This is a genomic window from Corallococcus terminator (assembly GCF_003611635.1).
GTDB classification, from domain to species: domain Bacteria; phylum Myxococcota; class Myxococcia; order Myxococcales; family Myxococcaceae; genus Corallococcus; species Corallococcus terminator.
The window spans coordinates 17,488-29,111 of the sequence record NZ_RAVZ01000096.1 but is presented as its reverse complement, the minus strand read 5'-3'; the positions used below and the strand labels follow the sequence as shown (position 1 = coordinate 29,111).

Here is an 11,624-nt window from a genome sequence, read left to right as displayed (position 1 = left end):
GACGGGCGCAGGGGCTTTCCCGGTGCAGGTGCCGGTGGGTGCGCAGGGTGAAGCGCCGGACGTGGCGGCCCTGAGGGCGGAACTGGCGCAGAAGGACGCGCAGCTCAAGGCAGCGCTTTCCAAGCTCCAGATGTACGAGGAAGAGGCGGACCTGATCCGCGCGGAACAGATGGGCGTCGTCGAGGCCGTGCGCGCCTCCGGGCTTCCCGAGCGGCAGCAGCGCCGGCTGGCCGTCGCCATCGTTCGCGAGGCGGAGCGCAACAACCTGGATCCGATGCTGGTGGTCGCACTGATCCGCTGCGAGTCCTCCTTCAACAACTACGCGGTGTCCGGGGTGGGCGCCATGGGCCTCATGCAGGTGATGCCGGACACGGGCAAGTACCTGGCGGGCAAGGCGGGCTTCCAGTTGGGCCGGCACACCAACCTGTTCGACTTCGAGACCAACGTGAACCTGGGCACCGCCTACCTCGCGGAGCTCATCGGCCGGTTCGGCTCCGTGGAGAGCGCGCTCGTCGCCTACAACGCGGGCCCCACCACCGCCCGGAAGATCCTGGCGAAGAAGGAGAACCGGGTGAAGTTCATGGCCGGCTATCCCGCCAAGGTCGTGAAGGAGTTCCAGAAGCTGAAGGCCCAGCAGGAGCGCGCGGTGAGCCTGCGTGCTGCCCAGCCGACGGAAGGTCGCAAGGGTTGACCGTTGCGTGACACGCCTTCCGCCCGGTCGCCAACACTCGGGCGGAAGTTGCACGCCTGCCACTGACTGAAACACCCGTGAAGGTGCAGTGTGGTTCTCCGGCTGCGCACCCCCACGGGTCACCTTGGGAAAGCCGGACCCCACAAAGGGTCCGGGATGTGCTTCAGCCGCCATCACCATCGCAGGCGGCACACAGGTGCACACCTCAGCAGGAGCACGGAACATGACGGGGCTTCAGATTCTTCGGGAAGAGGCGGCGGGACGGGTCACCCTGCGCCTGGAAGGAACGTTGGACGGCCGTACGGCGCAGGAGCTGAGCCTGTCGCTGCAGTCGCTGGCCAAGAGCGAGGTCGTCCTGGACTTCGCGCACCTGCGTGAGTTCAAGGACAGCGCGGTGGGGGTGCTCACCCACGGCCTGAAGGAGGGCGCGGTGCAGATGCGCGGCCTGGCCACGCACCACGAGCGGATGTTCCGCTACTTCGGCGTGCTGTCCTCGCCCGCGACGAACCGGGCCTACTACACGCCCGAGGACGTCCTCTCCGTCTAGAAGCGGCAGTGCCCCGGGCGGTCCCCGCGCACCCTGGAAGCCCCCGCGCAAGCAGGCGGGCTCCGAATGCGAAGGTGCCGCCCTGGAGGGTGTGCCGGCTCGCGGTCGCCTGGGTTAGAGTCCGCCCAGGATGACCCAGCCCGCCCGCGTCCTCGGTCCTGTTCCCACCCCTGCTTCCGCGCGTGCGGTCATGGAGCGGCTCGCCGCCCAGCTTGGCCGCGCCGTGCAAGGCAAGCCCACGGAGGTGCAGCGCGTCGTCACCTGCGTGGTGGCGGGCGGGCACCTGCTCCTGGAGGACATGCCGGGTGTGGGAAAGACGACGCTGGCCGAAGCCCTGGCCCGCGCGTGCGCCCTGTCCTTCGCCCGCATCCAGTTCACCGCGGACCTGCTGCCGGCCGACATCCTGGGCGCGCAGGTGTTCCACTCGCAGACGGCCACCTTCTCCTTCCGTCCCGGGCCGCTGTTCCGGCAGTTGGTGCTGGCAGACGAGCTCAACCGCGCCCCGCCGCGCACCCAGTCCGCGCTGCTGGAGGGCATGGCCCAGGGTCAGGTGTCGCTCGACGGTGAGACGCACCCCTTGCCCTCGCCCTTCACCGTGGTGGCCACCCAGAACCCGGTGGACTTCTCCGGCACCTACCCCCTGCCGGACTCCCAGTTGGATCGCTTCCTCGTGCGCCTGTCCCTGGGCCACCCGGCACCGGACGTGGAGGCGCGCCTGCTCACCACGCGCGGCGCGGCATCCCCCCTGGCGTCGGTGGAGGCGGTGACGGGGCCGGAGGAGCTGGCGTCGCTGCGCGACTTCGCCGCGGAGGTGAAGCTGGACGCGTCGGTGGCGGAGTACGTGGTGCGGCTGGCCCAGGCCACGCGCGAGCACGGCGACCTGGAGCGCGGCGCCTCCACCCGCGCGGTGCTGGCGCTGGGGTCCGCCGCCCGGGCCCAGGCCCTGTGGGAGGGGCGCGACTTCGTCACCCCCGGCGACGTGCGCACGATGCTGGTGCCCTGCTGGGCGCACCGGGTGCTGCTCAGGAGCGCGGTGCAGGGCGTGTCCGCGCGCGACGAGGCGGCGCACCTGGTGGAGGAGCTGTCCCGCAAGGTGGCGGCGCCCCGGTGAAGGCCCTCGCCCGCCCTCCCTTCCGGGCGCGGCTTCGCGCCCTCTTGCGTCCGCCGCGCACGCTGTCGGTGACGAAGACGGGCCGCACCTATCTGGTGGTGACGTTCGGCGTGGGGCTGGGCGCGCTCAACACCGGCAACAACCTGCTGTACCTGCTGTTGGGCCTGCTGCTCAGCATGGTGGTGGTGTCCGGCGTGCTGTCGGAGCGCTGCCTGCGCGACCTGACGGTGCGCCGGATGGGCGCCGACGCGGCCTTCGCGCGCGAGCCCTTCGCCTACCGCTGGGCGGTGTCGCGCAAGGCGGGGCACGGCTTCGCGCTGACGCTGGCGGAGGACCTGTCGCCGCTCGTCGGCACCGGCCGGCTGGGCTACCTGCCGGCGGGCAAGGAGCTGGTCGTCCGGGCGGACCTGGCCGCGCCCCACCGGGGGCCGGTGCGGCTGACCGGCGTGCGCGTCACCACCACGTGGCCGCTGGGCCTGTTCGCCAAGACGCGGGTGTTCTCCCTGGAGGGGACGCTGCTCGTGTACCCGCGCCGGGGCTACGCCTGCCGGGAGCCGGGACAGGCGGAGACGGGCCCCCGGGGCGAGTCGGGCAGTCCGCGCCACCAGGACGGCACCGGCGACGTGGCGGGCCTGAAGGAGCTGGCCCCGGGCGAGGATGCGCGCCGCATCCACTGGAAGAAGAGCGCCGCGGCGGGGCGCCTGCTCAAGGTGGAGCGCGAGCGCGAGGAGCGCCGCATCTGGAAGCTCGCGCTGCCCCCCGGGCTCACGGGCGACGCGCTGGAGCACCAGTGTGAAGAGGTCGCCGCCCAGGCGCACCAGCTCCTCGGCGCGGGACACGAAGTCGGGCTCCAGCTTCCGGACCACGTGCTGCGTCCGTCGGCGGGCGCGGGGCAGGAGCGGCGGATCCTCCAGGCGCTCGCGTGGGTGGGCTTCGAGGACGTGGACGCCATCACGAAGCAGGAGGCGGCGTGAAGAGGCCCCTGCGGTTGCGACTGGTGCTGCGAGATCTGGGCGCGGGCGCCGCGTTTGGCGCCATGGCCGTGTCCGGGCAGCTCCCCCTGTGGGTGCTGGGCGTGTTCCTGCTGTCGCTGGTGCTGGCGCTGTCCGACGTGCGGATCGTGGCGCGGCATGCGCGCCTGTCGGCGGTGCTGCTGTTGATCGCGGCCGTCCTTTTGGGCCTGCGGCTGACGTCCGGCGCGATGAACGCGGTGGTGGCCGCGTGCGCCTTCGCGGGCCTCATCTCCGCGCAGCGGATGCTGTCCACGCCGGACAGCTCCGCGGACGGACAGACGCACCTGACGGGGCTGTTGATGGTGGCCGGCGGCGCGGCGCTGTCGGGCGACATGACGTACGCGCTGTGCCTCATCGCCTTCGGGGTGCTGGCCAGCCTGTCGCTGGCGCTGGGTGTGGTGGAGGCGGCGGTGCCGGACGGCGAGCCCGTGCCGGTGCGCTCGGTGCTGCTGCCGCTGTCGGGAGGCCTGAGCTTCGCGGTGGCCGGCGCGATGGCCTTCTTCATCCTCTTCCCCCGCCTCAACTGGGCCATGGTGGGCCCGCGTTCGGCCCCCGGCTTCGGCGCGGTCAGCAGCGCGGGCTTCTCCGACACGGTGCGGCTGGGCGGCGCGGGCACCATCAAGAGCAACCCGCGCGTCGTGCTGCGCGCCACGCTCACGCCCGACCCGGGCCGCGAAGAGCTGGACGCCTACTGGGTGGGCCGCACCTACGACACCTTCGACGGCCAGGAGTGGACCAACGTCGTCGGGGCCCAGCGCACCGAACGGCAGATCACCCTGCGCCCGGCCAGCGACACGCTGCTGCACCAGCGCGTGGAGCTGCTGCCCGCCTACGGAGGCCGCACGCTGGTGGCGCTGGAGTCTCCGTCGCGGCTGGGCAACGCCCTGGCCCTCACGCCCACCGGAACGCGGGCCAGCACCGTCCAACTGCACGGCGGTGGCGAGGTGCGCTTCACCATCACCGCGCCCGCGTACACGTACGAAGCCTACAGCCTGCCTCCGAACGCCAAGGCGGATGCCTCTTCCGGCCTGCGGGCCGAGGAGCGCGATCAGCTCCTGGCCCTGCCTGAACACCTGGATCCGCGCGTGGCCCAGCTCGCGGCGAGCGTCCTGGATGGAGAGAAGGAACCGCTGGCCGCGGCGCGCAAGCTCGTCAGCCACCTGCAACGCGACTACGCGTACACGCTGGAGCAGGGGGGCTCCCTGGAGGATCCGCTCGCGGACTTCCTCTTCGCGCGCAAGGCGGGGCACTGCGAACACTTCGCCACCGCGCTCACGGTGCTGCTGCGCACGCAGGGCATCTCCGCGCGGCTGGCCACCGGCTTCTTCGGCGGGGCGCGGATGGATGGCGGCTACCTGGTGCGCGCTGGTGACGCCCACGCGTGGACACATGTCTTCGTGCCAGGGCGCGGCTTCGTCACGGTGGACGCCACCCCTCCCTCGCACCGCACCAGCCAGGGCTTCGAGCTGATTGAAAAGCTGCTCGCCCTCTATGAAGCGGTGGAGGGGCGCTGGCGGCAGTCCGTCGTCGACTACTCATTCCGCGACCAGTTCGAGCTGGCGAGCAAGCTGGTGCGCCCTCCGCGCCGCACCGCCGAAGGGGCTGCCACCTCCAGCCGCCTGCCCCCGATGCGCGCCTGGGTGACGGCCGCCGTGGTGGCCTTCCTCGTCTGGCGCCTGGGCCGCATCGTCGCCCGCTGGCCGCGCCGCGCCCTGCGCCTGGAGGCCACGCGCTTCCTGGACCGGGTGGACGCGCTGCTGGCCCGAGCCCACGTGCCGCGCCGGGAGGACGAATCGCTGGAGGACCTCACCACGCGGCTGGCGCGCGATGGCCACCCGCTGGCCCTGGCGCTCACGCCCCTCACCCGCCGCTACCTGGAAGCGCGCTTTGGCGGCCGGGCCCTGCGCGAGGGAGAGGCCGAGCACCTGCTGAGGACGCTGCGCCGCGCGCTCGATGCCGAAGCCGCCCGCCACGCGCACAAGCCAGACGAGCAGGCGGGCCCTACCGCCCGCGCCTCCTGAACGGAACGGAAGTGCCCTCCGGAAGGAAGCGGCCTTCCCCTTCAGGTCGCCCGCCCCCCTCAGGGACGTCCGGGCGGAATCGAAATGCCAACACCCGCGCCTTGCGCGGCCATTAAGCGTTTCTGCGAACCCTCATTCGCGAGCGCCACGGCGACGCGCGCCCAGGGACGAAAGAGACGTGCACTTTCTACCCACTCAGGCCCGCGGATTTCCTCCGGTGGCCGGGTAACGGTTACAGACCGCCCTACCCCGGCGCCCCCCTGCGTCCGCCAACCCCTTGGAGACACACGCGAATACATCCGACCGCGGTTGGCATCCCGGTTGCTCAAGGCAATGCACGTCAAGTTGTAGGGCTTGAACCTAGAGCACCTTTCAAACGCCTCCCTCCGAGGAGGCCCAGATTCGGAGAATCCATCCATGCAGGCCTCGACCGAGCAGTCGTCCAATTCCGGCTCCCTGGCGATGTATCTCTCGGAGATCAACCAGTACAACCTCCTGAAGGTGGAGGAGGAGCAGGAGCTGGCGCGCCGCTTCATCAAGGGCGACCTGGCCGCGGGCCACCGGCTCGTGACGGCCAACCTCCGCTTCGTGGTGAAGGTCTCCTACGAGTACCGCTCCTACGGCATCAAGATGTCCGACCTCATCCAGGAGGGGAATATCGGCCTGATGAAGGCGGTGCAGAAGTTCGATCCCGACAAGGGCATCCGTCTCATCTCGTACGCGGTGTGGTGGATCCGCGCGTACATCCAGAACTACATCCTGAAGAGCTGGTCGCTGGTGAAGCTTGGAACCACGCAGGCGCAGCGCAAGCTGTTCTTCAGTCTGGCGCGCACGCGCCGCGAACTGGAGAAGCTGGGCAGCGGCGACGCGGTGGTGAACGTGGATGAGATCGCCCGCAAGCTGCACGTGAAGCCGGGCGAGGTCCGGGAGATGGAGCAGCGCATGGGCGGCCGGGACCTGTCCCTGGACGCGCCCATGGGCGAGGACGGCGGCAACAGCCACGTGGACTTCGTGGTGAGCGCCGCGGCGCCCCAGGACGACGAGTTCGCCGACAAGGAAGAGGCGGGCCTCATCAACAACCGCGTGCGCACCGCGCTCATGCGCCTGGATCCGCGCGAGCGCTTCATCATCGAACAGCGCGTGATGAACGAGCGCCCCATGACGCTCAAGGAGCTGGGCGAGCACTTCGGCTTCTCCCGCGAGCGCGCGCGCCAACTGGAGATCCGCGCCAAGGACAAGCTCAAGTCGGAGCTGGCCGCGCTGATGGCGGAGGTGGATCCGGAGACGCTCGCCGCGCAGGGCTGACGCATCCTGGCAGTGAAGCGCAGGCCCCATGCCGCCCCGCCGCCCCTCGCCGGGCGTGTGGGGCGCGCGTGTTCCAGGGACACGGGTGTTTTCGCTCCCGGGCGGGGACCCTGCTAGAAAGGCCGCCTGATTCCCTGTCAGGAGTGCCTGCTTGTCCCACGCTTCGCAGCCGGTCGTCGATGATCGCGTTCCCCTCGCGGGGGCGCCTGGCCCCGCCACGCACAAACCCTATGTGTCGCCGGAGCAGTCGCCCGCCGAGCTGACGATCCGCGGGCTGGTGCTCGGGTCGGTGCTGGGCATCGTGTTCGCGGCGTCCTCCGTGTACCTGGCCATCAAGGTGGGCCTCACGGTGTCGGCGTCCATCCCGGTGGCGGTGCTCTCCATCGCCATCTTCCGGGCCCTGGGGCGCTCCAGCATCCTGGAGAACACCATCGTCCAGACGACGGGCTCCGCGGGTGAGTCGCTCGCGTTCGGCGTGGCGGCGGCGCTGCCCGCCCTGCTCATCCTGGGCTACGACATCAGCCTCACGCACGCGTTCCTCACCGCGGCCCTGGGCGGCGTGCTCGGCGTCCTGATGATGATCCCCCTGCGCCAGGGCCTCATCGTCCAGGAGCACGGCAAGCTCACCTACCCGGAGGGCACCGCGAGCGCGGACGTGCTCATCGTCGGCGAACAGGGCGGCACCAACGCGCGCACGGTCATCCTGGGTTTCATCATCGGTGGCGTCTACAAGTTCGCCTACTCCGGGATGAAGCTCTTCAAGGAGGCCATCGGGATGCCCATCAAGGGGCTCAAGGCGGCGACGCTCTCCACGGAGGTGTCCCCGGAGCTCTTGGGCGTGGGCTACATCATCGGGCCGCGCGTCGCGTCCATCACCTTCGCGGGTGGCGTGCTCAGCTACCTCATCCTCATCCCGATGGTGTCCTTCTTCGGCAGCGGCATGGACACGCCGCTGCTCGTGCACAACGGGATGCTCATCCGGGACATGTCGCCGGATCAGATCCGCAACGCCTACGTGCTCTACATCGGCGCGGGCGCGGTGGCGACGGGCGGCCTCATCAGCCTCATCCGCTCCCTGCCCACCATCGTGGGCGCCTTCAAGCGCAGCGTGGAGACCCTGCGAGCCTCCCGCACCCAGGGGCCCCTGCCCACGGTGCGGCGCACGGACCAGGACCTGCCCATCACGGTGGTGCTGGTGGGCAGCGCGCTGCTCATCCTGGCCATCTGGCTGGCGCCCCCGCTGCACGTGAACTTCATCTCCGCCATCCTCATCGTCATCTTCGGCTTCTTCTTCGTGACGGTGAGCGCGCGCATCACGGGGGAGATTGGCAGCTCCTCCAACCCCATCTCCGGCATGGTGGTGGCCACGCTGCTCGTGACGTGCCTCGTGTACCTGCTGTTCGGCTGGACGTCGTCGCCGGACCGGTTCATGGCGCTCACCACGGCGGCCATCGTGGGCATCGCGGCGTCCAACGGCGGCACCACCGCGCAGGACTTGAAGACGGCCTACCTCGTCGGCGGCACGCCCAAGAAGCAGCAGATCGCCCTCTTCGTCGGCGTGCTCACGAGCGCGATGTTCATCGGTCTGGTGCTGGTGCTGCTCAACCAGGGCGCCACCGCGGTCATCCCGGAGTCGCACCCCGGCGTGCAGGTGACGGAGATGTCCACGGAGACGCGCACCCAGCACACGTACCGCTGGGCCGTGTCCCAGGATGCGCTCACCCAGCGCGGCATGACGCCCGCGCTGCTCAAGCGCTCGCTGTGGGCGGAGCGCCTGGACGCGGTGCCCGCGGAGGGCGCGCTGGAGCTGCGCAGTTGGCGCCCCATCCCCGCCACGGAGCTCGCGGGGATGACGCTGTCGTCGGCCACGGGGCCGTCGCTGAAGCTGTCGGACGCGGGGCTCGTCACCGCGGGACCGGACCGCATCTACAAGGAAGGCTTCGTGCGCGGCGCGGACACGCCGGTGCCCGCGGGCCGCTACCTCGTGGATGACACGGGCAGCATCCAGTACGTGGTGGACCCGGGCATCGGCGGACGCATCAGCGAGTACGAGGGCCAGACGCTCACCCGCTACTCCGCGCCCAAGGCGCAGTTGTTCGCGCTCATCATCGACGGCATCCTCACGCAGCGGCTGCCGTGGGACCTGGTGCTGCTGGGCGTCTTCATCGCGCTGATGCTGGAGCTGTGCGGCGTGTCGTCGCTGCCCTTCGCGGTGGGCGTGTACCTGCCCATCAGCAGCAGCGCGCCCATCTTCGTGGGCGGCATGGTGCGCCACTTCGTGGACAAGCTGCGCGGCGGCAGCGCGGCGGAGTCGGAGTTCTCCCCCGGCACGCTGATGTCCTCCGGCTACATCGCGGGCGGCTCCATCGCGGGCGTGCTCATCGCCTTCCTGGAGATCGCCAGCGACGGCACCTGGACGCGCGCCATCAACCTGCCAGCGCTCTTCGGCCACGAGAACGCCATTGGCGCCTTCCTCAACGCCGTGGGCGAAAGCGAGCTGGCGCACCCCACCTGGTCCAACGTCTGGGGCCTGGTGTTCTTCGCCGCTCTCACCGCCGTGCTGTTCCGCTCCGCCCTCAAGGGCAAGAGCGGCGCGGAAGCCCCGCCCCCGTCGCCCTGACGCGAGCGGCGTGACGCCCTCCCCCGCTGCCTCGCGCGGGGAGGGCCGCTACAGCGCGGGCACCGAGGCAGGAACCTCGGCCCCGTCGCCTGAAGCATCCGGCCCCTGCGCGCAGACGTATTCGGTGCGCAGCGGGGCCACGATGCCGAAGGTGAAGGCGTAGACGATGGGGCTCCACCACGGCCAGTACACGTCCACCCGCGACAGGCCGTGCCGGCACTCGCCCGCGGCCACGTCGGACGTCGTCAGGCCCGCCACGAAGCTCGCGCCCAGCCGGCTCTCGGGCGCCCCATCGCGCGGCGCAGGGCTTCGCACGCTCATGCGAAAGCAGCCCGTCAGGGACGTCAGGACGAGGGCGGACAGGGCCAATCGCTTCATGGGCGGCACCTCCAGGAGAACGGGGGCCCCTGCGTAACACACCGGGTATTCCCCGCCAGTCCACCAACTGTTGCACAGGTGTCACGCCAAACCCCTGGATTCAGGGCGGTTCTGGGATTGGGACCCAGCCTGGGACGGGAGTAGGATGGACGTCTCTCATGGCACAGCCCCAGAAAGTCACGGACGCGAGCGCGAGCGCCGAGGCGGAGCAGTCCCCCGAGGTCCGCGAGAAGGTGGAGCTTGCGCGCACGTTCGCATTCCACCTGCTCAAGGGCATCAAGCAGATCGGCATGTACCGCCACAACGAGGCGCGCTTCCCGGAGTTCCTCGCCAAGGCGCAGGAGGCCATCTCCGCGTACACGGAGAAGTTCGGCCCGCTGTCGCTGAAGGTGGAGCAGCAGAACTTCACGCTCCACAACGAGGCGCTCTTCACCGAGGAGTCGTCGCTCCCCTACAAGTTCTTCCGCGACGGCATCCGCCAGCTCATCTTCCGTCCCGGGCTGCCGCTGGAAGAGCTCGTCACGCTCACGCTGATCGCGCTGTCGGAGCCGGAGCGCGGCGCGGAGGACGTGCTCGCGCAGTTGTGGCGCGCGGGCATGCAACAGGTGGAGTACGTCGTCGTGGAAGGCTTCTCCATGGAGGGAGCCAACGAGGACGAGGTCCAGGTGGAGGTGGACAAGGTGGTGGGCTACCTCTACTCCCGCCTCCAGACGAACTCGGATGACTTCCTGCGCTTCGCGCGCGTGTCGGCGGAGGACCTGGACGCGAAGCTGGACGGCGTGGAGCAGATCCGCGGCCTTGTCGTGGGCGGCCGACACGCGTCGGACGACCTGAAGGCCCGGCTGCAGAAGGACATCACCGAAGAGGAGAACGCGCGCCTGTTCCCCAAGCTGGTGGGCGCGGTGTTCCAGGTGGTGGAAGGCGGCGTGGACGACGCGGCGCTGCTGGAGGAGATCTTCCTGCAGCTCTTGGACATGCTGCTGCTCCAGGACGACTTCGGCACGGTGAACCAGATCGTCCTCAAGCTGCGCGCGCTGTCCCAGCGCCCCGAGGGCGGAGACGACCTGGCGCGCCTGTTGTCGTCCTTCCTCCACAAGATGGGCGAGGAGCAGCGCCTGAGCCGGGTGGGCGAATCGCTCAAGACGACGCGCGCGAAGCAGCCCCAGGACGTGACGCGCTACCTGCAGGCGCTGGGCGTGGACTCGGTGCTGCCGCTGCTCAACGTGTTGGAGACGATTGAGCTGCCGGAGAACCGCGCGCTCCTGTGCGACGTGCTGGGCGGATTCGCGAGGGATCTGCCGGAGCCCTTCGTGGCGCGCCTCCTGTCGGACCGGCCGCAGACGGTGCGCGACATGGTCTACATCCTGGAGAAGAGCAACCACCCGGACCGGGTGAAGATGTTCGCCCAGGTGCTCAAGAGCCCCAACCTCGTCGTCAAGCTGGAGGTGATGCAGATCATCGGGCGCGGGCGCACGGCGGAGTCGCGGCGCATCATCCAGGATGCGCTCAACGACACCGTCTCCCAGGTGCGCATGCTGGCCGCGAAGCTCCTGCCGGAGTTCGACCGCGACAAGGCGTTCCCGGACCTAGTGAAGCTGGTGAGGGATCCGGGATGGGACAAGAAGACGTCGGATGAGAAGGCCGCGGTGTACTCGGCCATCGGCGCCACCAACCTGCCCGCCGCGCTGTCCATGATGCAGTTGCTGCTGGCGGTGAAGCCGTCGCTGCTCAACAAGCGCCGGGTGATGGACGACAAGTTCCTGGCCATCCACGGCCTCGCGGGCGCGGGCTCCATCCAGTCCTACAAGTTGTTGCAGGCCGTGGTGGAGGACAAGGCGCAGCCGCTGGATGTCCTCACCGCCGCCCGCAAGGCGATGTATCAGACGCGCAAGGCCCTCTTCGGGGACTCGGCGCTTCCGGAAGAGACGAACTGACGCC

At 70.0% G+C, this 11,624-nt stretch carries 9 protein-coding genes; 8 read left to right on the top strand and 1 reads right to left on the bottom strand.

The features are described 5' to 3' along the window. The 7 genes from D7V88_RS15875 to D7V88_RS15845 form a co-directional block, all read left to right on the top strand. The coding region (locus tag D7V88_RS15875; protein WP_120541486.1) for a lytic transglycosylase domain-containing protein at positions 1-691 on the top strand (691 nt) is incomplete at its 5' end. A gap of 223 nt (positions 692-914) precedes the next feature. After that, positions 915-1,238, top strand: a complete 324-nt coding sequence (locus tag D7V88_RS15870; protein ID WP_120541483.1) for an STAS domain-containing protein — start codon at positions 915-917, stop codon at positions 1,236-1,238. Positions 1,239-1,368: 130 nt separating this feature from the next. Then, on the top strand, positions 1,369-2,349 hold the full coding sequence (locus D7V88_RS15865; protein ID WP_120541482.1) for an AAA family ATPase: 981 nt from the start codon (positions 1,369-1,371) through the stop codon (positions 2,347-2,349). Beyond that, positions 2,346-3,323, top strand: coding sequence for a DUF58 domain-containing protein (locus tag D7V88_RS15860; RefSeq protein ID WP_120541481.1), 978 nt, complete (start codon positions 2,346-2,348; stop codon positions 3,321-3,323). The genes D7V88_RS15865 and D7V88_RS15860 overlap by 4 nt, the downstream gene beginning before the upstream one ends. After that, on the top strand, positions 3,320-5,383 hold the full coding sequence (locus tag D7V88_RS15855) for a transglutaminase TgpA family protein (RefSeq protein ID WP_120541480.1): 2,064 nt from the start codon (positions 3,320-3,322) through the stop codon (positions 5,381-5,383). The genes D7V88_RS15860 and D7V88_RS15855 overlap by 4 nt, the downstream gene beginning before the upstream one ends. A 417-nt stretch (positions 5,384-5,800) precedes the next feature. After that, positions 5,801-6,688 carry an RNA polymerase factor sigma-32 gene (locus D7V88_RS15850; protein WP_120532981.1) on the top strand — a complete coding sequence of 296 codons (888 nt, stop codon included), beginning with the start codon at positions 5,801-5,803 and terminating at the stop codon, positions 6,686-6,688. Between the two features lie 151 nt (positions 6,689-6,839). Continuing rightward, the gene (locus D7V88_RS15845) at positions 6,840-9,308 is read left to right on the top strand and encodes an OPT family oligopeptide transporter (RefSeq protein WP_120541479.1); all 2,469 of its coding nucleotides are present in this window, start codon (positions 6,840-6,842) and stop codon (positions 9,306-9,308) included. A 48-nt stretch (positions 9,309-9,356) separates the two neighbouring features. On the opposite strand, the gene D7V88_RS15840 is transcribed toward D7V88_RS15845, so the two are convergent. Next, a complete protein-coding gene (locus tag D7V88_RS15840) occupies positions 9,357-9,686 on the bottom strand; it encodes a hypothetical protein (protein ID WP_120541478.1) in 330 nt (109 codons plus the stop codon). A 158-nt stretch (positions 9,687-9,844) separates the two neighbouring features. On the opposite strand from D7V88_RS15840, the gene D7V88_RS15835 reads away from it, so the two are divergent. Continuing rightward, on the top strand, positions 9,845-11,620 hold the full coding sequence (locus D7V88_RS15835) for a HEAT repeat domain-containing protein (protein ID WP_120541477.1): 1,776 nt from the start codon (positions 9,845-9,847) through the stop codon (positions 11,618-11,620). The last annotated feature ends 4 nt before the right edge of the window (positions 11,621-11,624 follow it).

What these genes read in the sequence shown, in the direction of transcription:
- D7V88_RS15870 (WP_120541483.1), top strand. Translation starts at nt 915, where the DNA reads ATGACGGGGCTTCAGATTCTTCGGGAAGAGGCGGCGGGACGGGTCACC.
- D7V88_RS15865 (WP_120541482.1), top strand. Translation starts at nt 1,369, where the DNA reads ATGACCCAGCCCGCCCGCGTCCTCGGTCCTGTTCCCACCCCTGCTTCC.
- D7V88_RS15850 (WP_120532981.1), top strand. Translation starts at nt 5,801, where the DNA reads ATGCAGGCCTCGACCGAGCAGTCGTCCAATTCCGGCTCCCTGGCGATG.
- D7V88_RS15840 (WP_120541478.1), bottom strand. Translation starts at nt 9,686, where the DNA reads ATGAAGCGATTGGCCCTGTCCGCCCTCGTCCTGACGTCCCTGACGGGC.
- D7V88_RS15835 (WP_120541477.1), top strand. Translation starts at nt 9,845, where the DNA reads ATGGCACAGCCCCAGAAAGTCACGGACGCGAGCGCGAGCGCCGAGGCG.